The sequence below is a fragment of the Sulfuricaulis sp. genome, assembly GCF_041499725.1.
Classification (GTDB): domain Bacteria; phylum Pseudomonadota; class Gammaproteobacteria; order Acidiferrobacterales; family Sulfurifustaceae; genus Sulfuricaulis.
The window spans coordinates 1-22,604 of sequence record NZ_JBGQKW010000044.1; the positions used below are offsets into that span (position 1 = coordinate 1).

Below are 22,604 nucleotides of genomic sequence, written 5' to 3' on the forward strand. Positions count from 1 at the left end.
ATCGACGGCGGTGTTTGGCACCTCGATGTCGGCTCATCACATCCTGGGGCTGTAGCCGGTCCCAAGGGTATGGCTGTTCGCCATTTAAAGTGGTACGCGAGCTGGGTTCAGAACGTCGTGAGACAGTTCGGTCCCTATCTGCGGTGGGCGTTGGAGATTTGAGAGGATCTGTCCTTAGTACGAGAGGACCGGGATGGACGAACCTCTGGTGTTCCGGTTGTCACGCCAGTGGCACTGCCGGGTAGCCAAGTTCGGATGGGATAACCGCTGAAAGCATCTAAGCGGGAAACCCACCTCAAGATGAGATCTCCCCGGGAGTTTAACTCCCCTGAAGGGCCGTGGTAGACCACCACGTTGATAGGCTCCATGTGTAAGCGCCGTAAGGCGTTGAGCTAAGGAGTACTAATTGCCCGTGTGGCTTGACCATATAACACCCAAAACGCCGGGTGTGGGTTCAAGCCAACGCAACATCCCCGCGCTTTTTACATACAGAAACTGCCCGTACATAGGCTGTGGCATGAAAATGCCACAGCGTAAAAGGTCTGCCTGGCGGCCATAGCGAGCGGGAACCACCCGATCCCATCCCGAACTCGGAAGTGAAACTGCTCAGCGCCGATGATAGTGTGGGGTTCCTCCACGTGAAAGTAGGACACTGCCAGGCTTTTTATTCAAAACCCCGTCGGCGATTGCTGACGGGGTTTTTCTTTGCTTGGCGCTCACCGCTCCCGTGGCGCAGCTCGCCCACTGGACGTTCCCGGCATTTCCGCCTCGCCCATCGGGTTTCTTATTGCCGTCCGTCAGGGTCGGCTTGCACGGCACGGAATATCAGCTAGATTTTGAAAATGGAAGAATTGGCCGGGTAAGGAATTGAAGTCTCAAAATTCTGTCATCTGTGAGATAATGTAGTGGCAATGAGTGTTCCAGCAAGTCGTCTCCCCTCGATAAGTCTGCGTCCCCCGTCGGAAGTATCCTGCACAGGCAAGACCGCCGTGAAACGCTTGCGGCTGCTCAGCTACAACATCCAGGCCGGGATCGCCGCGAACAGCTACCGCCATTACCTGACGCACAGCTGGAAACACGTTCTGCCCTGCCCCAAGCGCCTCGACAATCTCAGCCGCATCGCCACGCTGATTGGTGGATTCGACATAGTCGGTTTGCAGGAAGTGGATGGCGGCAGCCTGCGCAGCGGGTTTATCAATCAGACGGAATACCTGGCGATCGAGGGACGGTTTCCCTACTGGAACCACCAGACCAACCGCAATCTCGGAAAATTCGCCCAGCACAGCACCGGGGTGCTGAGCCGGCTGTGTCCGGCCGAAGTGATCGAAGTGAAATTGCCCGGCATGATCCCGGGGCGTGGCGCGCTCACGGTGCGTTACGGGCATGGTGACGATGCGCTGATTCTGGTCATTGCGCATCTGGCGCTCGGTCAGCGCGCGCGCTTTCGTCAACTCGAGTGCATCGCCGAGATCATCCGCGACTACCGCCACGTCATCGTGATGGGCGATATGAATTGCGGTTCGGAAAGTCGCGAGATCGACTGGCTGGTGAAACGCACCGCGTTGCGGGAACCGACGCATAACCTGCTGACGTTCCCGAGCTGGCGCCCTTCGCGCAACCTGGATCAGATACTGGTGTCGCCGTCGCTGGTGGTCGAACGCATCGATGCGCTCAACTGCGCCTACTCCGATCATCTGCCGATCGCCATGGAGGTCGTGCTGCCCATGGCATTGCCGTGGTATGACGATCAACGCGTACCTGCCGTACAGCCGCTGGCCGGCGCCGCGGCCTGAGGCAAACTAACCCCGTTTCCGCAGTTCCTCCACGATCATCTCGATCAGTTTCAGCCCCGCCGGGCTCATCCCGCGCGCCAGTTTTTCGACATCGGTTTCGCCTTGCTCCATTTGCGACAGGGCGGAGGCCAGACGCGCCATGTCGCCGCCCGCCTGGCGCATCTGGATGGCCATGTCTGCCAGCGCCTTCAGTGCCTCGACATTGCCATGCCGGCTGGCGGCGATCATCGAGGCGAGGCCCGGCGCGGCATGTTCCGGGTCGGGAGTGGCGTTGAGGTCTGGCAGCGTCTCGGGATTTTGCAGCCCGCGCAGAATCGCCTCCGCGATGGCGCGATCCTCCTCATCGAGGCTCAGCAGCACGCTGGTATCCCGCTGACCGCCGAGAATGCGCCGGATGGCGGCGACGAGCTGTGTCCAGCCGTTCTCCTCGGACAGTTTCAGAAGTTGTTCCAGTTGCGGCATCAGGTCGCGGTTGTGGCAAGTGCGCACCACGGCGTGAACCAGGCCGGCGTGGGCCGTGAGGATTTGTTGGTCTTTTTCGGGCAGGCCGGGCATCTTGGAATCCCTCAAGGCTTTGATGGGTGCGGCAAATATACTACGCTTGCGCGGATTGAATGAACAATAAGACGCTCACATCATGATCGGTCTGCTGCAGCGCGTGCGCAGCGCCCGGATTGACGTGGACGGCAAAACCGTCGCGACCATCGGACCGGGCCTGCTGGTTTTTATCGGCGTCGAGCAGCGCGATGACGAGTCCAAGGCCGACCGGTTGCTGGAGCGGCTGCTGGGTTATCGCGTGTTCCCGGATGCGGCCGGCAAGATGAATCTCAGCGTCGTAGACATCGGCGGCGGTGTGTTGCTGGCGCCGCAGTTCACGCTCGCCGCGGATACGAACAAGGGCATGCGCCCGAGTTTCACGCCGGCGGCGACGCCGGAGCAAGGCAGGCGTCTGTTTGAATATCTCGTGAACCGCGCGCGGACACAGCATGCGTCCGTGGAAAGCGGCATGTTCGGCGCTGACATGCAGGTGACGCTTACCAACGACGGCCCGGTGACATTCTGGTTGCGCGTAGAATAACCCGCATCCGTCAGGCGCGATCCACCGGAAAAGCAAGCACCTCCGCGATCGTGCGCGCGCCGGCGGCGAGCATGACCAGGCGATCGAAACCCAGCGCCACCCCGGCGCAATCGGGCAGGCCGTGCACAAGTGCCGCCAGCAGGCGCTCGTCCAGCGGCACGACCGACTGGTCGCCGGCCACGCGGGTATGCAGCTGCCGCTCAAAGCGGGCGCGCTGTTCGTCCGCGTCGGCCAGTTCATGGAACCCGTTCGCCAGCTCGATGCCATTCAGGTAAAGCTCGAAGCGCGCCGCCACCGGCGGATCGCCCGGTTGAATGCGCGCGAGCGAGGCCTGGGAGGCCGGGTAGTCATATATAAAGGTCAAACGACCCTGCCCCAGCTTCGGTTCGACCACGTGCGTGAGCAACAAGTCGCGCCAGACGGCCAAATCATTTTGTGTCAGTAGCTCAGATGGCACGCCGATTTTGTGCGCCTTGGCCGCGGCGGCAAAATCCCCGGCCGCGGCCGTGTGCGGGTCAAGCCCTGCATGACGTCGGAACGCCTCGCGGTAGGAAAGCCGTTCCGCGGCACCGAGCGTCATGGTCGGCGCCAGAAGTCGCGTGACCAGTTCATCGGTTTCGTCCATCAATAGATGGTGATCGAAACCCACGCGATACCATTCGAGCATCGTGAATTCCGGATTGTGCAAGCGCCCGGCTTCGCCGTCGCGGAAGACCTTGCAGATCTGGTAGATCGAGCCGGAGCCCGCCGCGAGCAGGCGTTTCATCGGAAATTCCGGCGAGGTATGCAGATAGAAAGCCTGCCCGCGTGGAAACCGGGGACCGGTGTAGCGCGTGGCCAGGCTCGCCAGCATCGGATCGGTGACCGCGGCGGTGGAGAGTATCGGCGTTTCCACCTCGAGCACGCCGCGTTCGGAAAAGAACGCCCGGATGCGTTCGAGCAGCCGGGCACGGAGCTTCAGAACTTCCAGGGCGGCGGTGGGTTGCCAGTCACCGGAAGCGTCGGTAGTCATCGTGGGGTCTGTTGACATACAAGATTTGCACTCGCGGCGTCGGCCATTTTCCCGCAGGGCGAGGAACGAGGAGCGCCGTGTACCGGGCGTACACCAGCGACGAGTGACGACGCCATGCGGGAAAATGGCCACGCCCCGGAGGGTTGCGCCCGAAATCCCGTCATGCGGCGTTGCTCCTCGCTCATTGGGAATGACCCAACGTCGCTCGTCGCGCCTGGCCTGCCAGGATTTCGGACAGCAACGTGGGCGTAAATCTTGTATGTCAACAGACCCTAGGCGCGCGAGATGTACTCGCCGGTACGGGTGTTGACCTTGATGGCCTCGCCTTTTTGCACGAACAACGGCACGCGCACCACAGCGCCGGTTTCGAGCGTCGCCGGCTTGCCGCCGCCCCCGCTAGTGTCGCCTTTGAGGCCCGGATCGGTCTCGACGACCTTGAGGATCACCGTGTTCGGCGGTTCGACGGCCAGCGGCACGCCGTTCCACAGCGTGATGATGCATACGTCCTGTTCCTTGAGCCACTTGGCGTTGTCGCCCACGGCGTTTTTGTCGGCCGCCATTTGCTCGTAGCTTTCCGGGTTCATGAAGTGCCAGAACTGTTCGTCGCTATAAAGGTACTGCATCTCCACGTCCGCCACGTCCGCGGCCTCGATGGTTTCGCCGGATTTGAACGTGCGCTCGATGGTGCGTCCGTTTTTAAGATTGCGAATACGAACACGACTGAAGGCCTGGCCCTTGCCGGGTTTCACGAACTCGTTTTCGACGATCGTGGCCGGATCGCCGTCGAGCATCACCTTGAGGCCGGCCTTGAATTCATTAGTATTGTAAGTTGCCATCACACACCTTGTAATATTACGTCTGGGAAAAATTGAGCGCGCTATGATACCCGGAACTTCTGTTTTAAGGCAGGTCCCTGTCTGGCAATCGGTTCTGGCCCGCGCCATCACCGACCCCGCCGAGCTGCTGGCGGCCGTGGGCCTGGGCGATGAGTGGCTGCCGGCCGCGCAGGCGGCTGCCAGACTTTTCCCGCTGCGCGTGCCGCGCGGGTTTGTCGCGCGCATGCGCCACGGCGACCCGCGCGACCCCCTGCTGCGGCAGGTATTGCCGCTGGCCGAGGAATGCCTCGCGATCGAGGGTTTCGGCGCCGATCCGGTCGGCGATCTCTTCGCCATGGTCGTCCCCGGCGTGCTGCACAAATATCACGGACGGGTGCTGCTGACGGCCACCGGGGCCTGCGCCGTGCATTGCCGCTATTGTTTCCGCCGCCATTTTCCCTACGCCGAGGCCAACCCCGTGGTTGATCAGTGGCGCCAGGCATTGGACTACATTGCCGGCGACGATTCGATCACCGAGGTCATCCTGAGCGGCGGCGACCCGCTCAGCATGTCCGATCGACGTCTCGCCGAACTGACGACGCGTTTAGACGCTATCCCGCATCTCCGGCGTCTGCGTTTGCACACCCGCTTACCCATTGTTTTGCCAGAACGCGTGAATGATGAGCTCCTCGACTGGCTCGGCGCGACGCGCCTCAAGACGGCGGTGGTCGTGCACGCGAATCATGCCAATGAAATTGACGCTTCCGTGATAACGGCGCTGGCGAGTCTCAAGGCATCCGGCGCGGAGCTGCTCAATCAGTCCGTGCTGTTGCGCGGCGTCAATGACAGTACCGAGGCGCTGATGGCGCTGAGTGAAAAATTGTTCGACGCGGGAGTTTTACCTTATTACTTGCATATGCTCGACAAGGTGCAGGGCGCGGCGCACTTTGTGGTGGAGGTGGCCGCCGCTCGGCGCCTGATGGCGGAGCTTAACCGGCAATTGCCGGGCTATCTGGTGCCGCGCCTGGTGCGTGAAATTCCCGGCGCGCCGGGAAAGCTGTGGCTGACTTGAACAGGCGCACGCGTTTCCCGCGGATTGCGCATCGTGAAAATTAAATCTGATCGAGATTCCCGGGCTGTCAGTGACCAGAAACTCGTCTCCGGACGCACCGGAACAAGGCCTTTCCCGGTTTTCAAATCACATGCCCGCCGCCGCGATAAAGACTGTCCCTCCCCCGGACAGCCTGGACCTTTGCTGGATATGTCCCGCCACACGAGAGTAGACTAATACAGCATTATTATGGATACCGGATGTCTTTACTTTCACAGACAACTTGCAACAAGGAGGAAGCGATGAACAAGAAAACAAGCAAATCGAAATCCGCCAACCTGAAGAAATCCCGCTCGATGACGCGCCGGAAATTTCTGACGGCCACGGCGGCTTCCGTGGGCGGTGCGGCCGCGATCGGATTCCCGATGATTTCGCGCGCGGAGATAACCTCGCTGCGGTTCCAGAGTACCTGGCCGACCAAGGATATCTTCCACGAGTACGCGCTCGACTTCGCCAAGAAGGTGAACGACATGACCGGCGGCGAACTCAAGATCGAGGTGCTGCCGGCGGGCGCGGTGGTGCCGGCCTTCGGCCTGCTCGACGCGGTGTCGAAGGGCACGCTCGACGGCGGCCACGGCGTGCTCGTCTATCACTACGGCAAGCAAAACGCCCTGGCACTCTGGGGCTCGGGCCCCGCTTTCGGCATGGATGGCAATATGCTGCTCGCCTGGCACAAGTACGGTGGCGGTAAGGAACTGCTCGCCAAGCTCTATCAGTCCATCGGCGCCAACGTCGTGTCCTTCCCCTACGGGCCGATGCCGACGCAGCCGCTCGGCTGGTTCAAGAAGCCGATCACCAAGCCGGAGGACTTCAAGGGCATCAAGTACCGCACCGTGGGCATCTCGATTGACCTGTTCACCGCCATGGGCGCGGCGGTCAACGCACTGCCCGGCGGCGAAATCGTGCCGGCGATGGATCGCGGGTTGCTCGATGCGGCGGAGTTCAACAATGCGTCTTCCGACCGCCTGCTCGGCTTCCCGGACGTGGCCAAGGTGTGCATGCTGCAAAGCTACCACCAGAACGCCGAGCAATTCGAGATCACCTTCAACAAGACCAAGTACGACGCCCTGCCGGCCAAGGTCCAGGCGATTATCGCCAACGCGGTCGAGGCATCTTCCGCGGATATGTCCTGGAAGGCCTTAGACCGTTACTCGACGGACTACATCGAGATGCAAACCAAGCAGGGGGTCAAGTTCTACAAGACCCCGGATTCGATACTGCAGAAGCAGCTCGAGGCCTTCGACGTGGCGGTGGACAAGCGCAAGGACAACGCGCTCTTCAATGAGATTATCGAATCGCAGAAGAAGTTCGCCGCGCGCGTGGTACGCTGGGAACTCGACACTGTCGTCCCCCGGCGCATGGCGTACAACTATTATTTCGCGCCCAAGAAAGCGGAGCCGAAGAAGAAGGGCTAAGGCTGCACTCCTGAGATACCATCCGGCGACCCCGGATGGTGTTTTTTTGGATGCCACTGCCAGCGGGGCGAAGGTGGCATATAATAAAATTTCGGTCCGCCGCCGCATCATGGGGGTTATTCGACCATGCAGAAACTACTGCTTCTCGTTGACAAAATCAGCACCTGGGTCGGCCAGGCGTTTTCCATCTGCATCGTGATACTCACGCTGCACGTCTCGTGGGAAGTGTTCTCGCGCTACGCGCTGGACAACCCGCGCGCCTGGGCCTTCGACTTTATGATCATGATGTACGGGACGCTGTTCATGATGGCCGGCGCCTACACGCTCGCGAAGAACAGCCACGTGCGCGGGGACGTGCTCTACGGCTTCTTCAGGCCGCGCACCCAGGCGGCGCTCGACCTCACGCTCTACATCATTGCCTTCCTGCCCGGCGTGATCGCGCTGACCTACGCCGGTTACTACTACGCCGCCGAATCCTGGGCGATCAGAGAATCTTCGAACATCACCGCCGGTGGCCCGCCGTATTACCCCTTCAAGACCGTCATCCCGGTCGCCGGGGCATTTTTGCTCCTTCAGGGGATCGTTGAAATCATCCGCTGCATCATTTGCCTCAAGCAGGGCGAATGGCCCTCGCGCGAGGCGGACGTTCAGGAAGTGGACGTCGACAAGCTGAAGGAGATGGTGCACGTCAAGGACGAGGACATCCAGAAGCTTGACGCGCTGATCACAAGCCGGAGGCCGGGCAAATGAGAGTGCGCAAGGAACTCTGGTTCGGCTTCGCGCTGATGGCGGTGATCCTGGTCACGGTGCTGGTGCTCACCCCGTGGAGCAACCTGTTCGACGGGCACATGAGCAAGGAAGACCTCGGAGTCCTCGGGCTGCTGATGCTCGCGCTGATCGTGGTCGCCATCATGATCGGGTTCCCCACGGCCTTCACGCTGATGGGCATGGGCGTGTTCTTCACCTGGCTCGCTTACAACAGCGTTAATCCGGATCTCGCCGTCAGGCAAACGCTCGACGTGTTCGTGCTGCGCACCTACTGGGTGATGTCGAACGATGTGCTGATCGCGATCCCGCTGTTCCTGTTCATGGGCTATCTCGTCGAGCGGGCGCAGTTGATCGACCGGCTGTTCCACAGCCTGCATCTCGCCACCGCGCGCGTGCCGGGCTCGCTCGCGGTGGCGACTATCGTCACCTGCGCGATCTTCGCTACCGCCACCGGGATCATCGGCGCGGTGGTGACGCTGATGGGCCTGCTCGCGTTACCGGCGATGCTCAAGGCCGGCTACGACGTCAAGTTTGCCGCGGGCGCGATCACCGCGGGCGGTTGTCTCGGCATCCTGATCCCACCCTCCGTGCTGCTGATCGTTTATGGCGCCGTGGCGGGGGTGTCCGTGGTCCAGCTGTACGCCGGCGCCTTCCTGCCCGGCTTTATGCTCGCGGGACTTTACATCGGGTACATCATCTTGTTCGCCAAGTGGAAGCCGCATCTGATGCCTCCGCTGGCCGAGAGCGAGCGGCTCGTGCCGCTTCCACCTTTGTCGCAAAGATTGGCGCAGCAAAATCGCAACGCGGTGGCCGGGCTGTGGCGCGCGCTGACGGGGCCCGGCAGTGCCGGCGTCGCGAAGCGCACCGTGCTCGGGCAGTTTATCGTCGCGCTGCTCCCGGCGCTCATCATCGTCGCCATCTTGGGCGTCACCTATCTGGTGACGACCGCGCCGGAAAAGGTAGCCAGCACCGCCGGGCTGGTCCAGACGGGCGGTCTGACTGCGGCGCCTTTATTAGAAGAAGAGGGAAAGGAACCGACGGGCCTCATCGGCGCGCCGGAAGCGGAACAGGAGGATTCCGGGGTCAAGGAACCTCCCGCCGAAGGCGTGAAAGAAGTCGCTCCGCCAGCCGCGGCGGAGGCGGCGAAGCCCGAAGTCGTCGAAAAGCCGGCCGCCGCCGAACCCGAACGGCTGCCGACGCCGACGTGGTTCTGGATCGTGTGCGGCGTTGCCATCGCCTTGTACGCCGTCCGCTACCGGCGCTTCGACTGGCAGCGGCTCGAGATATTCAAAAGGCTGCTCACCTCGTTCTTTCCGCTGGCGATCCTGATCCTCGGGGTGCTCGGCTCGATCGTGGTCGGGCTGGCGACGCCCGCCGAGGCGGCGGCGATCGGCGCGTTCGGCGGATTAGTGCTCGCGGCGGCCTACCGTTTCATCGCCCATTGGCAGGCGACGGGTCTGAACCGCCGGAGTCCCGGCGCCATGATCTGGAGAACGACCAAGGAACTCGGCACCATCGTCAAGGAATCCATGTTCCTCACCGCCAAGACCAGCGCGATGGTGTGCTGGCTGTTCGTCGGCTCCGGGATCTTCGCGACGGCGTTCGCGCTGCTCGGCGGGCAGGCGATTGTCGAGAGGTGGGTTTTGTCTCTCGACATGACGCCGGTGCAGTTCATGATTCTCGCCCAGTTCATCATCTTCATCCTCGGCTGGCCGCTCGAGTGGACCGAGATCATCATCATCTTCATGCCGATTTTTATCCCGCTGCTGCCGCACTTCCACATCGATCCGCTGTTCTTCGGGTTGCTGGTGGCGCTAAACCTGCAAACCGCGTTCCTGTCGCCGCCGGTGGCGATGGCGGCGTTTTATCTCAAGGGCGTGTCGCCGCCGCATGTCACACTCAACCAGATCTTCGCCGGCATGATGCCGTTCATGGGCATCCAGTTGCTCGCGTTGGTGTTGCTCTACGTTTTCCCGCAGATCGGCCTGTGGTTGCCGTCGGTGTTTTATAAATAAATAACAGGGACGTTTCGGCATGAGTCGACCCCGGGTCCTGGTGACGCGCGAGGTATTTCAGGAGACGCTGGATTACCTCGCGCGGTATTTTGACGTCACGCCGAACCAGGCGGACACGCCCATGAGTCCGGTGGCGCTGGCGCAGGCTCTCGCGGACAAGGAGGGCGCGCTCACGACCCTGAGCGAGCGCGTCGACGCCGCGCTGCTGGCGCAGTGTCCGAAACTCAAGGCGGTGTGCAACATCGCCGTCGGCTTCAACAATATCGATCTCAAGGCCTGCACCGAGCGCGGGGTCCTGGCGACCAACACCCCCGGCGTGCTCGACGCCTCGACCGCGGATTTTACCTTGGCGTTGATTCTGGCCACGGCGCGGCGCGTGACCGAGTCCGAGGCCTGGTTGCGCGCAGGGCAGTGGAGTGGTTGGAAACTCAAGCAGTTTCTCGGAACCGACGTGCACCACGCCACGCTCGGCATCCTGGGAATGGGGCGCATCGGTCAGGCCGTGGCGCGTCGTGCCCGCGGGTTTGACATGACCGTGCTGTACCACAATACCCGCCGCCTGTCGGCGGAAGTTGAGAAAAGCTGCCACGCGGCGTATGTAAGCATGGATGAACTGCTCGCGCGCGCCGACATTCTCACGCTGCACATGCCGTATTCGCCGGCGACGCACCATATTATCGGCGCGAAAGAGCTGGCCAGAATGAAATCCACCGCCATTCTTATTAATGCTGCGCGCGGCGGCGTGGTGGACGACGCTGCGCTCGTCGAGGCGCTGAAGCGCGGGACCCTCGCCGCGGCGGGCCTCGATGTATTTGAAAATGAACCGACGCTCAATCCGGAATTCCTGAAACTGAAAAATGTCGTGTTGACGCCGCATATCGCCTCGAGCACGGAGGCGACGCGCCGCAAGATGGCGCTGACGGCGGCGGAGAATCTGGTGGCGGCGCTGACCACGGGCAAGCCGCCCAACCTGCTCAATCCAACTTTCTGAATGTCGGAAGCCCTGCATCATCTGGGCGTGAAGGCAGCCCTGCAAGGTCTGCGTGAAGACCGTTTCACCAGCGAAGCGCTGGTGCGCGATTGCCTGACGCATATCGCGCGACTCGACCCGAAAATCGAAGCCTGGGTCTGGCTCAAGTCCGAGGCGGCGCTGGAAACCGCGCGCGCGGCGGACCAGCATCGGCGCGCGGGTAAACAAGGAGCGCTGCTGGGAGTGCCGGTCGCCATCAAGGATATTATCGACGTGCGTGGCGTGCCGACGCGCATGGGTTCGCCGGTTTTCGAGGATAACGTCCCGTCGACCTCCGCACGCGTCGTGCTCCGTTTGGATGAAGCCGGCGCGGTAATACTGGGCAAGACCGTGACCGCGGAGCTGGCGTATTTTTCACCGGGCAAGACGCGCAATCCGTGGAATCCGGCGCACACGCCGGGCGGTTCCTCGAGCGGTTCCGCCGCCGCGGTCGCGGCGCGATTCGTGCCGGCGGCGCTCGGCACGCAAACCAACGGTTCGGTTATCCGGCCCGCGGCGTTCTGCGGCGTCGTGGGATACAAGCCCAGCTCCGGGCTCATCTCGCGTTCCGGCATACTCAAGTTCAGTCAAACGCTGGATCAGGTCGGCGTCTTCACGCGCGGCGTCGCCGACGCGGCGGTCGTGGCGAGCGCCCTGATCGGCCGCACGCCGGACGATCCGGACAGCCTCTCCGACTTCGCGCTGGTGCCGCAGGACCTCGATCCCAAACCGTTGTTCCAGCCACCGCGGCTGGCGGCGGTGCGCTCGCCGGCGTGGCATCTCGCGGACGCCGATCAGCAGGAAAATTTTCTTCAGAGCGTTGCCACGTTGCGCCGCGCCGGCACCTCGGTAGAGGCGGCGGTGCTGCCCGATGCGTTTCAACTGGCGCACGACGTGCACCGCACCATCATGCACTACGAAGGCGCGCGGACATTTGCCGCGCTGCAGGAGCAACACCGGGATCGGTTGAGCGCCGAACTCAATCGTCTGATCGATAACGGCGCGCAGATCACCGAAGCCGCCTATTACGCCGCACTCGAGAGCCGCACGCGCTTGCAGAGCGAGCTCGGCGATTTCCTGCGGCGTTACGATGCCTTGCTGACGCTGCCCGCCCGCGGCGAGGCGCCCGCCACGCTCGAACATACCGGCGACCCCGCGTTCTGCACCCTGTGGACACTGTGCGGCGTGCCGGCGCTGACCATTCCCTCGGGACTGGGCGCCCACGGCATGCCGCTCGGTTTGCAGCTGGTCGGCGGTTATCTGCAAGACGCGCGCCTGCTGCAGGTGGCGCTGTGGTGCGAGGAAGCGATCGGATTCCGGGGCAACCCCCCGGAACTTTAGTTCTCACTGTACGTAAATCACGCGATTGGCTCTTTACACCGGCGGTTTTTCCTTTTTAACTGGGGGCATCGCGATTTTTTCATAGGGGCACGACGATGGCGATGAGGCTGGGTTTTATTGGGCTCGGCATCATGGGCCGGCCGATGGCGCTCAACCTGCGCCGCGCCGGGCACACGCTGTGGGTACACGGGCGTCGGCCGGTGACGATGGACGTGCTGACGGAGGCAGGCGCGCAGCCCTGCGGCTCGGCCGCGGAGGTTGCCGCGAACGCCGAAATCATTTTCATCATGGTTTCCGACACGCCGGACGTGGAGCATGTCGTGACGGGCGAGAACGGTCTGCTGTTGCGTCTGAAGCCGGGCCAGGCCGTGGTGGACATGAGCACTATTTCGCCAGCGGCCACGCGTCGCATTGCCCAGCAGCTCGAGACGCGCGGCGTGGAGATGCTGGATGCGCCGGTTTCCGGCGGCGAGGTGGGCGCGATCAACGCCACGCTATCTATTATGGTCGGCGGCAAGGCCAAGACCTTCGAAAGGGTCAGGCCGTTGTTCGAGGCCATGGGCAAGAACATCGTGCACGTGGGCGATCACGGCGCCGGGCAGGTAGCCAAGGCCTGCAACCAGATCGTGGTGTCCCTGACCATCGAGGGCGTGAGCGAGGCGCTGACGTTCGCGCGCCGCAACGGCGTGGACGCCTCCAAGGTGCGCGAGGCGCTGATGGGCGGCTCCGCCGGCAGCAAGATTCTGGAAATGCACGGCAAGCGCATCCTCGACAACGATTTCAAGCCCGGCTTCACGGTGAAGCTGCATCAGAAGGACCTGCGCATCGTGATCGAGGACGCGCACAAGCTCGGCATCGGCCTGCCGGGCGCGGCGCTGGTGGCGCAACACCTGAACGCGCTCATGGGCAGCGGCGATGGCGAGCTCGACTCCGCCGCGATCGTGAAGGTCGTGGAGCGGATGTCCGGCAAGTCCGTGAAGTAACGAATGACCGTCGCCAATAGACGTAAAACATATCGCGTAATCCGGACCGGAGATGACGCGGGAGGAGTGAATGATCGCCTGGTTGAGTGACGCGCACACCTGGATTGCGCTGCTGGAGATTATCGGCGTCAACATCGTCTTGAGCGGCGACAACGCGGTGGTGATTGCCCTGGCTTGCCGCACCTTGCCGCCAAAGCAGCAGCGTCTGGCGATTCTTTTCGGCGCCGCCGGCGCGATCGTATTGCGCGTTCTGCTGACCGGCTTTGCCGTCATGCTACTCGCCAAGCCTTACCTCAAGCTCGCCGGCGGCGTGCTGTTGCTCTGGATCGCCGTCAAGCTGTTGTTGCCGGACGACGATGGGGATGACGATTCGAAAGATAATTCGAGCATGTACGCCGCCATCAAGACCATCGTGATCGCGGATCTGGTGATGAGTCTCGACAATGTGCTCGGCGTCGCGGCCGTTGCCAAGGGTGACGTGGTCTTGCTGATTCTGGGTCTTCTGATCAGCATGCCGCTCATCATCTACGGCAGTACCCTCATCATGCGCTTGATGGGACGTTTCCCCGTGGTGATCACCCTGGGCGCCGCTCTGCTCGGCTACGTGGCCGGCGAGATGGCGGTGACCGACCCGGTGGTGACGCCCTGGATCGAGGCGAATGCGCTGTGGCTGCACATGTTCGCCCCGCTGCTGGGCGCGGTCCTGGTGGTGCTCGCCGGAAAATATTTTGCGCGCCGCAAGAAACGCGCGGTGGTCGAGGTCGCGGTGGAACAGCAGGACTCCAAGCCGTGACGCGGATTGCTGTATGAATAAACGGGAGGGACGATGATCAAGATACTGGTAGCCGTGGATGGATCGGAGAACTCCAACCGGGCCGTGGATTACGTACTGCGGCTCGCGCAGATCAGCTGCGTACTTTTGGAAGCACATGTGTTGAACGTGCAATCTCCGGTGACGTTTGGCGATATTAAAAAGTTTGTCGGCCAGGAAGCGCTCAATGCCTACTATCACGACGAAGGCGCGAAGGCGCTGGTGTCGGTGCGCCAGCAGCTCGACAAGTCTCCGGTGGCGCACACCTATCATATTGGCATCGGCCAGGTGCCCGAAACCATCGTTGACTATGCACGCGAACATGGCTGCGCCCAGATCGTCATGGGGACACGGGGGCTGAGTTCGGTTTCAAGCCTGCTGCTGGGCTCGGTGGCGTCCAAGGTGCTGCATCTCACGGACATTCCGGTGACCTTCGTGAAATAGCCTTCCGGGGGATGGCGGCGGGCGGTAATCGGGTACAATTTCCGCATGAGCACGCGCGCCGAAATCCTCAGGATGCTGTCCGACGGCGCATTTCATTCCGGCACCGATTTGGGCAAGCGGCTCGGCATCACGCGCGCGGCGGTGTGCAAAAACATCCGCCGTCTCACGCAATCGGGACTGGACGTGCATCGCGTGACCGGGCGTGGCTACAAACTCGACGCGCCGCTCACGCTGCTGAATCGTTCCCGCATACTGAAGCATCTGGGTGCCGCGGCCGCGGATTTCCGCGACCGCCTGCACGTCCTCGACGAAACGGATTCGACCAATCGCCATCTCGCCGAACTTATATCGCACGCCAAAACCATGAACGGCATGGTCTGCCTCGCCGAGGCGCAGTCAGGCGGCCGCGGCCGGCGCGGCCGTGCGTGGGTCGCCACGCCTTACCACAATCTCATGTTCTCCATGGCCTGGCAGTTTCCCGGCGGTCCGGGCCTTGTCTCGGGACTGAGCCTGGCCGCCGGCCTGGCGGTGCTGCAAGCGCTCGAGGAATATGGCGTCGACGGTACGGGACTCAAATGGCCGAACGATGTGTTATGGGACGGGCGCAAGCTCGCCGGGCTGCTGGCCGATGTGCAGGGCGAGTCGGCCGGCCCGACACAGGTGATTCTCGGGGTGGGCGTAAATGGTTATATCGGTCGCGAGGATGCCGAGCGGATCGATCAGCCGTGGGTGGATCTGCGCAACATTCTCGGTGAAACCGCCGACCGCAACCGTCTCGCGGCGCTCGTCATGCGCCATCTGCGGAGCATGTTTCAGGAATTCGCGGCGAAGGGTTTTGCCCCGTTCCGCGAGGCATGGTCGTCGCGCCACTTGTATCACGGCCGGCGCGTGCGCCTGATCCAGGGTGATCGGGAATTTCTCGGGACGGTCGAGGGCATAGATGAAAACGGCGGCCTGATCGTGCACCTTGGCAAAGACAGGCAGGTGTTCCATTCCGGTGAGATCAGCGTGAGGCCGATGACGTGAACCTGTTGATTGATCTCGGCAACAGCCGCCTGAAATGGGCGCAGCAGGCGCCCGGTCTCTGGCGCCCGGAGGCCGCCTTGCTCGAACACGCGATGCCGTCACTGCTGGACAGTCTGTGGCGCAACATGGACGCCCCACAGAAGATCGTCATGTGCAGCGTTTCAACCTCTGAACGAATGCATGCACTGGAGAAATGGGTCCAGGCGCGCTGGTCGGTCACGCCGCAGATTGTCCGCGCGCAGGCGGAGCAGCTCGGCGTGCGGAATCGTTACCGGCAGCCGGAGCAGCTCGGCGTGGATCGATGGGTGGCGCTGATCGGCGCGCGCGGACTCACCAGCTCCGCGGCGTGCGTGGTGGATTGCGGTACCGCCGTCACGGTGGATGCCTTGTCAGCGGATGGCGAGTTTCGCGGCGGCGCGGTTTTTCCGGGCCTGCGTCTGTTGCGCGCCAGCCTCGTGCAGGGAACGGCTGGCATCCCTGCCACCGAGGGTGACGCCACCGATTGTCTGGCGCGTTCCACGGCCGATGGCGTTGCCGCCGGAACCTTGTTTGGTTTGGCGGGCGCGGTGGAGCGGTTGATTGACGAATACCGCCGCACGCTCGGCGAGACGATGCGGGTTTTCCTGACCGGCGGCGATGCCCCGGCACTGGCCGCGCGACTGCGCGCGGCGCACACACCGGTTCCGGACCTCGTGCTCCAGGGCCTGGCCAGGATCGCGGATACCTTATGAAACTGAAATGGCTGTTTGCGGTGTTCGTGCTCGCCAATCTCGGCCTGTGGATGTGGGCGAGCTGGTACAAGGAGGCGCCGGTCGAGGAGCACCGTGCGGCACGTGCGCCGATCGCTCCCGAGAAAATGCGTCTGCTCACCGCGCCGGACGTGAAGCCCACACCGCGCAAGGCGTCGCCGCCCGCGAACGCGGAACTGGTGGCCAATGCTGTGCCGGTTTGTTTTCACCTCGGCCCGTTCGCCGAGACGGCCCGCGTCACCCAGGCCGAAGCAAAGTTGAGCGAGCTGCATCTCGGGTTTGTCCGCCGCGCCGAGGAAATCAAAATGATCACTGGTTACCGCGTGTACCTGCCGCCGCTCGCGTCCAGGGAGGCGGCGGAACGCAAGCGTCAGGAACTTACCAGCCTCGGCTTCAAGGATCATGCCGTGTTTCAGGAAGAAGGCTGGCACAACGCGATCTCGCTCGGCCTGTTTTCCGTCGAGGCCAATGCTACGGCCCGCGTGCGCGAACTTGCCGCCAAGGGCGTGGAGGCAAGCATGCAGCCGCTTACGCAGAACCGCACGCGCACCTGGCTGGACCTCAGCGCACCGGTGTCGCCGGAAAATGTCATGCAGCTGAAGCAGACGGATTGGGGCACGAAGGATATCCAGGCACAGGAAACGACTTGTCCGGCCGGGACGAACCCGCCTCCGCTACCGGCGCCATCGCCGGTGTCGCCCGGCAACGCGCCACGGTGAACGGTTGCCCGTACGCAGGGGTATACTTACAATGCCGCGCTTTAATTCATGCCCGCATAGCTCAGTTGGGCGAGGCGGAGTATTCGCGAGAGTTCAGTGAACTCTCGCGCCGCCAAGCGCCGAGCCACGGATGGCGAGGCTGGTGTTGAGCGATAGCATGATGCGACGCCATGGACGGCATGTTCGAAACTATTTTATGCCCGCATAGCTCAGTTGGTAGAGCACCTGATTTGTAATCAGGATGTCGGGGGTTCGAGACCCTCTGCGGGCTCCATTTCACGCTTGCCTCAAACTTGAAGTCACAAATTGTGACTTCAAGTTGAGCATTTGTTATGAGGTCGCAAATTGCGACCTCATATTTCTAAGTGGCCTGAACCGATATTTGTTGCTTCGTGGAAGGCATGTTTGAATAGCGCCCGGTGCTGTTAAAACACACGATAATACGGGAGGCATGGAGCGCCTAGAGACAAGAAAGCTTCGATGGTCCCACTGGAACATCGTGGTATCCCGCATTTTTTTGGTTCGTGGTCAGAAGGTCATGTTGGATGCTGACTTGGCAAAGCTCTACGGCGTGCCGACCAGACGACTTAACGAGCAAGTCAGACGCAATGCCGATCGTTTTCCGGAGGATTTCGCCTTTCAAATGACAAATCAGGAGCTTGCAATCTTGATGTCGCAAAATGCGACTTCAAGTCGGGAAACACGCAGCCATGGAGGGCGGCGCAAGAGACCTCCGGTTTTTACCGAACACGGCGCCATCATGGCCGCTTCCGTGCTGAACTCGCCACGCGCAGTCCAGATCAGCGTATTCGTGGTGCGGGCCTTTGTGCAACTGCGTGAGATGTTGTCATCGAACAAAGCGCTTGCGCGCAAATTGAACGAACTGGAACGCAAGCTGACCACCCATGACCACGCCATTACCGAGTTGATTGAAGCTATCCGCCAGATCATGACTCCGCCTGAGCCCAAGAAGAAACGCCCCATCGGTTTCGCGCCGTGGGGAGACAAGTGAGTGGCAACAATGAATAGAGGATTGCGCTTGGGCTTGGTGTTTCTGCCGTAAAATCGGAAATATTGAGAACATCAGGAATTGTCGTGGCAGAAACAAAGGGCAGCCATATCCGCATCGACAAATGGCTTTGGGCGGCGAGATTTTTCAAAACTCGCTCACTGGCCGCGGCGGTGGTAGCGGGCGGCAAGGTTAAAGTGAATGGCGAGCGCGTGAAAGCAGCCAAAGCTATTCGGCTTGACGATGAATTGAGCATCCATGTCGGCCCCTATGAATACGCTGTACGGGTGCTGGGCTTGTCCGGCCGGCGTGGCCCGGCGCCGGAAGCCGCTTTGCTTTATGAAGAAAGCGTCCAGAGCAAAGCGGCACGGGTAGCACTGGCTACCCGGCTTTCCGCCGAAAGAATTTATGATTCCCATGAAAAAGGGCGCCCGACTAAAAGAGCGCGGCGTCAGATTATTCGCTTTAAAAAAGCACGGGTTGAATGAAACAGGAACAGATAGTGGGCGAACGGTTTGCGATAGATTTCGCACTTCCGCCTAGACCTCTGTCGAAAAAATCCACCCATGCTGTCATTGTGCGCCGAAGCAGTGTAGAAGGGCGCCTATGAAGATCCCCAAAAGACTTGAACCGCTGGTTGAGGATGGTCTCGTCGATGCAGTCATGCGTCAGCTCATGAGCGGCAAGGAGGCCATGGTCTACGTGGTCCGCTGCGGGGAAGATATCCGCTGCGCGAAGGTTTACAAAGAGGCCAACCATCGCAGCTTCCGCCAGAGCGCGGGTTACACGGAAAGCCGCAAGGTGAAAAACAGCCGGCGCGCCCGCGCCATGGAGAAGGGCGGCCGGTATGGACGCAAGGCGCAGGAAGATTCCTGGCAAAGTGCTGAGGTGGCCGCCTTGTACCGTCTCGCCGCCGCGGGCGTGCGCGTCCCGCGGCCCTATAACTTTGCTGATGGCGTGCTGCTGATGGAGCTGGTGACCGACGCCAATGGCAACGCCGCCCCGCGGCTCAGCGAACTGGTGCTAACGGCAGAGCAGTCGCGCGAGTACCACCGCACACTGATTACGCAAGTCGTGCGCATGCTCTGCGCCGGGGTCATCCACGGCGATTTGTCCGAATATAACGTGCTCGTCGGCAGCGAAGGGCCCGTCATCATCGACTTGCCCCAAGCCATTGACGCCGCGGGCAACAACAACGCCCGCCGCATGTTCGAGCGCGACATCGACAACCTGACCGCCTACTTCGGCCGCTTTGCTCCCGAGCTCCTGTCCACCGACTATGGCATGGAGATATGGTCGCTCTACGAGAACGGCCAGCTACACCCGGAGACCGAGCTGACCGGGCGCTTCGAGCGCAGCGAGAAACTGGCGGACGTGGACAGCGTCATGCGCGAAGTCGACGCCGCGTTCAAGGAAGAAGCGGCGCGGCAACGGTACAAGCTGGAAATGGGGCAATAGGACGCTGCTTGATCCTGTAAAAAGGGGATGCCTCACTTTTCATCACCCTTTTAGAAAAGCGGAGGGCAACATAGCCTAGGTGCCCCGCCTTGATTTACAATATTGTCCCTCGCGCAAAGCCTTTTGCAGTTTTTCAGGTACCACCATGGAAAAGACTCCTGCCGACGCCGTCGCCACGGTGCGTCATTATTACCAGTCCCTGCCGGCGCGCATGGCCGCCGTGCGGCGTGGTGTGGGCCGTCCGCTGACGGTCGCGGAAAAGATCCTGTTCGCGCACAAGGCGGATCTGAATGCGGACCTGCCGGAGCGCGGCATGACGACGGTGGCGCTGAATCCGGATCGCGTGGCGATGCAGGATGCCACGGCGCAGATGGCGATCCTGCAGTTCATGACCGCGGGCCGCAGCGAGACGGCGGTGCCGACGACGGTGCATTGCGATCACCTCATCCGCGCCAAGGTCGGCGCGATCAAGGATCTCGAAGTCGCCGAGAGCACGAACAAGGAGGTGTACGACTTCCTCGCCTCGGCGTCGAATAAATATGGCATGGGTTTCTGGAAGCCGGGTTCGGGCATCATCCATCAGGTGATTCTCGAGAACTACGCTTTCCCCGGCGGCCTCATCATCGGCACCGATTCGCACACGCCGAACGCCGGCGGTCTCGGCATGCTCGCCATCGGAGTCGGCGGCGCCGACGCCGTGGACGTGATGGTCGGCATGCCGTGGGAACTGCTGTGGCCGAAACTGATCGGCGTGCGACTGACGGGGAAATTGTCCGGCTGGACCAGCGGCAAGGACGTGATCCTCAAGCTCGCCGGCATGCTGACGGTGGCCGGTGGCACCAACAAGATCATCGAGTACTTCGGCCCGGGGACCGAGTCGCTCTCCTGCACCGCCAAGGCGACCGTGACCAACATGGGCGCGGAACTCGGCGCCACGACCTCGGTGTTTCCGTTCGACAAACGCATGGCCGACTATCTGCGCGCGACCGGGCGCGCCGAAGTGGCGAGTCTGGCCGCGAGCCTCGCGGAGCACCTGACGGCCGACGCCGACGTGCTCGCGAATCCCGGCAAACATTACGACCAGGTCGTGGAGATCGATCTGTCCAGCCTGGAACCGCATATCGTCGGTCCGCACACGCCCGATCTCGCGCGGCCGGTATCGCAGATGGCGTCCGACGTGAAGTCGCACGACTACCCGGCCGGACTCAAGGCGGCGCTGATCGGCAGTTGTACCAATTCTTCTTATGAAGACATCGGTCGCGCTGCGCACATCGCGCGCCAGGCGAAAGCCAAGGGCTTGCACGCGCTCGTACCGCTCATGGTCACGCCGGGATCGGAGCAAGTGCGCGCGACGATCGAGCGCGACGGACTGCTCGCGGATCTCGAGGCGATCGGCGCCACGGTGCTGGCCAACGCCTGCGGGCCGTGCATCGGCCAGTGGGAGCGCACCGATATTGCCAAGGGCGAGAAGAATTCCATATTGACTTCCTACAACCGGAATTTCCCGAAGCGCAACGACGGCAATCCGAGCACGCTGGCTTTTATCGCCAGCCCCGAGGTGGTCGTGGCTTATGCGCTGACCGGACGGCTGGACTCCGACCCGATTCATGCAGGCGTGAAATTCAACGGTGGCGTGCTCGCGCTCGAGGCGCCGAGTGCCGCGGAATTGCCGGCCAAGGGTTTCGATCCGGGAAGGGACGGCTATGTCGCGCCGGTCGAGAATCCCGCCGCCGGAAAAGTGGTGGTCAATCCGAAGAGTGAACGCCTGGCCTTGCTGGCGCCGTTCGAGCCGGTGGACAAGACGGTGGGTTATCAGAATCTGCCGGTGCTGCTCAAGGCGCGCGGCAAATGCACGACCGACCATATTTCCCCGGCGGGTCCGTGGCTCAGGTTCCGCGGCCATCTGGACCGCATCAGTGACAACATGTTTACCGGGGCGGATAACGCCTTCAGCGACAAACCCGGAACCGGCTTCAATGTCCTGACCGGTCAGTCCGGCGAGGAATTGCCGAAAATTGCCCGGGTGTACCAGGCCCAGGGGCTGGGCTGGGTCGCAGTGGGCGACCAGAATTACGGCGAGGGCAGCTCGCGCGAGCATGCCGCCATGAGCCCGCGTTTCCTCGGCTGCCGCGTGGTGCTGACGCGCAGTTTTGCCCGTATTCACGAGACCAATCTCAAGAAACAGGGGGTGTTGCCGCTGACCTTCGCCGATCCGGCCGACTACGATCGCCTCCGCCGGGATGACCGGCTGAGCTTCATCGGTCTCGACAAATTGGCCCCCGGGCAGAAGATTGAGGCCCGAATTACCCATGCCGACGGCAGCCAGGAGACGTTTTTAGCTTTGCACAGCCTGACCCGGGACCAGATTGCCTGGTTCATGGCCGGGTCGGCGCTCAACTTGATCCGCCGGAGCCAGAAACAGGGGTGATACCAACCGCGACATCGGGGCAGTTTGTGTAAAAAATCAAGGATATCGGTTGACAAGCAAGGCCCGCTCACGCAAAATTTGCGGCTTCGTTTTTTCCGGAGGGGTTCCCGAGCGGCCAAAGGGATCAGACTGTAAATCTGACGGCTCTGCCTTCGGTGGTTCGAATCCACCCCCCTCCACCAGGTTGGGGGCGAGATGAACTGCGCGAAGAAGAGCGAGGCGGGTTCATCACGAAACAAATACATCCAAGGCGGGTGTAGTTCAATGGTAGAACCTCAGCCTTCCAAGCTGATGATGTGGGTTCGATCCCCACTACCCGCTCCAGTTTAGGCTGGGCTGTTTGAATCAGCCCATATAGCTCAGTCGGTAGAGCACTTCCTTGGTAAGGAAGAGGTCATCGGTTCGATTCCGATTATGGGCTCCAGAATTTATTACGAATGGTTTTCGAAGATTACGTTCAACTGACATTGAGATAATAAAGAGGCATCCCGTGTCCAAGGAAAAATTCGCACGCACCAAACCGCACCTCAACGTCGGCACCATCGGCCACGTCGACCACGGCAAGACCACGCTCACCGCCGCCCTGACCAAAGTGCTGGCGGCCAAGTTCGGCGGCGAAG

Annotated in this window: 22 protein-coding genes, 4 tRNA genes and 2 rRNA genes; 25 read left to right on the forward strand and 3 right to left on the reverse strand. The window is 61.8% G+C overall.

Going from position 1 to position 22,604, the window contains the following annotated elements:
* The 3 genes from ACC569_RS08700 to ACC569_RS08710 form a co-directional block, all read left to right on the forward strand.
* Window positions 1–427, forward strand: a 23S ribosomal RNA gene (locus ACC569_RS08700); the annotation flags it as partial.
* A 118-nt stretch (window positions 428–545) separates the two neighbouring features.
* Window positions 546–661, forward strand: a 5S ribosomal RNA gene (rrf, locus tag ACC569_RS08705).
* A 328-nt stretch (window positions 662–989) separates the two neighbouring features.
* Entirely contained in the window at window positions 990–1,793 is an 804-nt protein-coding gene (locus ACC569_RS08710) for an endonuclease/exonuclease/phosphatase family protein (RefSeq protein WP_372523126.1), read from the forward strand.
* Between the two features lie 6 nt (window positions 1,794–1,799).
* Here ACC569_RS08710 and ACC569_RS08715 read toward each other — a convergent pair whose 3' ends face one another.
* Window positions 1,800–2,348 carry a hypothetical protein gene (locus tag ACC569_RS08715; protein ID WP_372523127.1) on the reverse strand — a complete coding sequence of 183 codons (549 nt, stop codon included), beginning with the start codon at window positions 2,346–2,348 and terminating at the stop codon, window positions 1,800–1,802.
* Window positions 2,349–2,430: 82 nt separating this feature from the next.
* Here ACC569_RS08715 and dtd point away from each other — a divergent pair, with 82 nt between their 5' ends.
* Window positions 2,431–2,871, forward strand: coding sequence for a D-aminoacyl-tRNA deacylase (gene dtd, locus ACC569_RS08720; protein ID WP_372523128.1), 441 nt, complete (start codon window positions 2,431–2,433; stop codon window positions 2,869–2,871).
* Between the two features lie 10 nt (window positions 2,872–2,881).
* Here the strand turns inward: dtd and epmA are convergent, their stop codons facing one another.
* Both epmA and efp read right to left on the reverse strand, forming a co-directional pair.
* On the reverse strand, window positions 2,882–3,883 hold the full coding sequence (epmA, locus tag ACC569_RS08725) for an EF-P lysine aminoacylase EpmA (protein ID WP_372523129.1): 1,002 nt from the start codon (window positions 3,881–3,883) through the stop codon (window positions 2,882–2,884).
* A gap of 272 nt (window positions 3,884–4,155) precedes the next feature.
* Entirely contained in the window at window positions 4,156–4,719 is a 564-nt protein-coding gene (gene efp, locus ACC569_RS08730; RefSeq protein WP_372523130.1) for an elongation factor P, read from the reverse strand.
* Between the two features lie 43 nt (window positions 4,720–4,762).
* On the opposite strand from efp, the gene epmB reads away from it, so the two are divergent.
* The 21 genes from epmB to ACC569_RS08835 all read left to right on the forward strand — a co-directional run.
* The gene (epmB, locus tag ACC569_RS08735) at window positions 4,763–5,770 is read left to right on the forward strand and encodes an EF-P beta-lysylation protein EpmB (protein ID WP_372523131.1); all 1,008 of its coding nucleotides are present in this window, start codon (window positions 4,763–4,765) and stop codon (window positions 5,768–5,770) included.
* A gap of 281 nt (window positions 5,771–6,051) precedes the next feature.
* Window positions 6,052–7,224: a TRAP transporter substrate-binding protein gene (locus ACC569_RS08740; RefSeq protein ID WP_372523132.1), complete on the forward strand. Its 1,173-nt coding sequence runs from the start codon at window positions 6,052–6,054 to the stop codon at window positions 7,222–7,224.
* A gap of 126 nt (window positions 7,225–7,350) precedes the next feature.
* Entirely contained in the window at window positions 7,351–7,974 is a 624-nt protein-coding gene (locus tag ACC569_RS08745; protein WP_372523133.1) for a TRAP transporter small permease subunit, read from the forward strand.
* A gap of 2 nt (window positions 7,975–7,976) precedes the next feature.
* Window positions 7,977–10,007, forward strand: coding sequence for a TRAP transporter large permease subunit (locus ACC569_RS08750; protein ID WP_372523143.1), 2,031 nt, complete (start codon window positions 7,977–7,979; stop codon window positions 10,005–10,007).
* A gap of 19 nt (window positions 10,008–10,026) precedes the next feature.
* Window positions 10,027–10,998 carry a 2-hydroxyacid dehydrogenase gene (locus tag ACC569_RS08755; RefSeq protein ID WP_372523134.1) on the forward strand — a complete coding sequence of 324 codons (972 nt, stop codon included), beginning with the start codon at window positions 10,027–10,029 and terminating at the stop codon, window positions 10,996–10,998.
* Entirely contained in the window at window positions 10,999–12,357 is a 1,359-nt protein-coding gene (locus ACC569_RS08760; protein WP_372523135.1) for an amidase, read from the forward strand.
* 101 nt (window positions 12,358–12,458) lie between these two features.
* Complete coding sequence (locus ACC569_RS08765; protein WP_372523144.1) at window positions 12,459–13,340, forward strand: 2-hydroxy-3-oxopropionate reductase; 882 nt, start codon at window positions 12,459–12,461, stop codon at window positions 13,338–13,340.
* A 70-nt stretch (window positions 13,341–13,410) separates the two neighbouring features.
* Complete coding sequence (locus ACC569_RS08770; protein ID WP_372523136.1) at window positions 13,411–14,133, forward strand: TerC family protein; 723 nt, start codon at window positions 13,411–13,413, stop codon at window positions 14,131–14,133.
* A gap of 33 nt (window positions 14,134–14,166) precedes the next feature.
* The gene (locus ACC569_RS08775; protein WP_372523137.1) at window positions 14,167–14,595 is read left to right on the forward strand and encodes a universal stress protein; all 429 of its coding nucleotides are present in this window, start codon (window positions 14,167–14,169) and stop codon (window positions 14,593–14,595) included.
* A gap of 45 nt (window positions 14,596–14,640) precedes the next feature.
* Complete coding sequence (gene birA, locus ACC569_RS08780; RefSeq protein ID WP_372523138.1) at window positions 14,641–15,621, forward strand: bifunctional biotin--[acetyl-CoA-carboxylase] ligase/biotin operon repressor BirA; 981 nt, start codon at window positions 14,641–14,643, stop codon at window positions 15,619–15,621.
* Window positions 15,618–16,352 (forward strand): type III pantothenate kinase, encoded by a 735-nt coding sequence (locus ACC569_RS08785; RefSeq protein WP_372523139.1) that lies wholly within the window; start codon window positions 15,618–15,620, stop codon window positions 16,350–16,352. The genes birA and ACC569_RS08785 overlap by 4 nt, the downstream gene beginning before the upstream one ends.
* Window positions 16,349–17,089 (forward strand): hypothetical protein, encoded by a 741-nt coding sequence (locus tag ACC569_RS08790; protein WP_372523140.1) that lies wholly within the window; start codon window positions 16,349–16,351, stop codon window positions 17,087–17,089. The genes ACC569_RS08785 and ACC569_RS08790 overlap by 4 nt, the downstream gene beginning before the upstream one ends.
* Window positions 17,090–17,287: 198 nt before the next feature.
* A tRNA-Thr gene (locus ACC569_RS08795) sits at window positions 17,288–17,363 on the forward strand.
* Window positions 17,364–17,627: 264 nt separating this feature from the next.
* Entirely contained in the window at window positions 17,628–18,101 is a 474-nt protein-coding gene (locus ACC569_RS08800) for an ORF6N domain-containing protein (protein ID WP_372523145.1), read from the forward strand.
* Window positions 18,102–18,160: 59 nt separating this feature from the next.
* Window positions 18,161–18,586 (forward strand): RNA-binding S4 domain-containing protein, encoded by a 426-nt coding sequence (locus ACC569_RS08805; protein WP_372523146.1) that lies wholly within the window; start codon window positions 18,161–18,163, stop codon window positions 18,584–18,586.
* A 118-nt stretch (window positions 18,587–18,704) separates the two neighbouring features.
* Window positions 18,705–19,556 carry a PA4780 family RIO1-like protein kinase gene (locus ACC569_RS08810; protein WP_372523141.1) on the forward strand — a complete coding sequence of 284 codons (852 nt, stop codon included), beginning with the start codon at window positions 18,705–18,707 and terminating at the stop codon, window positions 19,554–19,556.
* A gap of 145 nt (window positions 19,557–19,701) precedes the next feature.
* Complete coding sequence (locus ACC569_RS08815; RefSeq protein WP_372523142.1) at window positions 19,702–21,984, forward strand: aconitate hydratase; 2,283 nt, start codon at window positions 19,702–19,704, stop codon at window positions 21,982–21,984.
* Window positions 21,985–22,081: 97 nt separating this feature from the next.
* Window positions 22,082–22,166: transfer RNA gene (locus tag ACC569_RS08820), tRNA-Tyr, on the forward strand.
* A 68-nt stretch (window positions 22,167–22,234) separates the two neighbouring features.
* Window positions 22,235–22,308, forward strand: a tRNA-Gly gene (locus tag ACC569_RS08825).
* Between the two features lie 24 nt (window positions 22,309–22,332).
* Window positions 22,333–22,408, forward strand: a tRNA-Thr gene (locus tag ACC569_RS08830).
* Between the two features lie 6 nt (window positions 22,409–22,414).
* Window positions 22,415–22,604, forward strand: a 190-nt coding sequence (locus tag ACC569_RS08835) for a GTP-binding protein (protein ID WP_372523147.1), incomplete at its 3' end; no start/stop codon positions are given.

Excerpts from the sequence above, each read along its gene's own strand:
- ACC569_RS08715 (WP_372523127.1), bottom strand. The coding sequence starts at position 2,348 with ATGCCCGGCCTGCCCGAAAAAGACCAACAAATCCTCACGGCCCACGCC.
- dtd (WP_372523128.1), top strand. The coding sequence starts at position 2,431 with ATGATCGGTCTGCTGCAGCGCGTGCGCAGCGCCCGGATTGACGTGGAC.
- epmA (WP_372523129.1), bottom strand. The coding sequence starts at position 3,883 with ATGACTACCGACGCTTCCGGTGACTGGCAACCCACCGCCGCCCTGGAA.
- efp (WP_372523130.1), bottom strand. The coding sequence starts at position 4,719 with ATGGCAACTTACAATACTAATGAATTCAAGGCCGGCCTCAAGGTGATG.
- epmB (WP_372523131.1), top strand. The coding sequence starts at position 4,763 with ATGATACCCGGAACTTCTGTTTTAAGGCAGGTCCCTGTCTGGCAATCG.
- ACC569_RS08740 (WP_372523132.1), top strand. The coding sequence starts at position 6,052 with ATGAACAAGAAAACAAGCAAATCGAAATCCGCCAACCTGAAGAAATCC.
- ACC569_RS08745 (WP_372523133.1), top strand. The coding sequence starts at position 7,351 with ATGCAGAAACTACTGCTTCTCGTTGACAAAATCAGCACCTGGGTCGGC.
- ACC569_RS08755 (WP_372523134.1), top strand. The coding sequence starts at position 10,027 with ATGAGTCGACCCCGGGTCCTGGTGACGCGCGAGGTATTTCAGGAGACG.
- ACC569_RS08760 (WP_372523135.1), top strand. The coding sequence starts at position 10,999 with ATGTCGGAAGCCCTGCATCATCTGGGCGTGAAGGCAGCCCTGCAAGGT.
- ACC569_RS08765 (WP_372523144.1), top strand. The coding sequence starts at position 12,459 with ATGAGGCTGGGTTTTATTGGGCTCGGCATCATGGGCCGGCCGATGGCG.
- ACC569_RS08770 (WP_372523136.1), top strand. The coding sequence starts at position 13,411 with ATGATCGCCTGGTTGAGTGACGCGCACACCTGGATTGCGCTGCTGGAG.
- ACC569_RS08775 (WP_372523137.1), top strand. The coding sequence starts at position 14,167 with ATGATCAAGATACTGGTAGCCGTGGATGGATCGGAGAACTCCAACCGG.
- birA (WP_372523138.1), top strand. The coding sequence starts at position 14,641 with ATGAGCACGCGCGCCGAAATCCTCAGGATGCTGTCCGACGGCGCATTT.
- ACC569_RS08790 (WP_372523140.1), top strand. The coding sequence starts at position 16,349 with ATGAAACTGAAATGGCTGTTTGCGGTGTTCGTGCTCGCCAATCTCGGC.
- ACC569_RS08800 (WP_372523145.1), top strand. The coding sequence starts at position 17,628 with ATGTTGGATGCTGACTTGGCAAAGCTCTACGGCGTGCCGACCAGACGA.
- ACC569_RS08810 (WP_372523141.1), top strand. The coding sequence starts at position 18,705 with ATGAAGATCCCCAAAAGACTTGAACCGCTGGTTGAGGATGGTCTCGTC.
- ACC569_RS08815 (WP_372523142.1), top strand. The coding sequence starts at position 19,702 with ATGGAAAAGACTCCTGCCGACGCCGTCGCCACGGTGCGTCATTATTAC.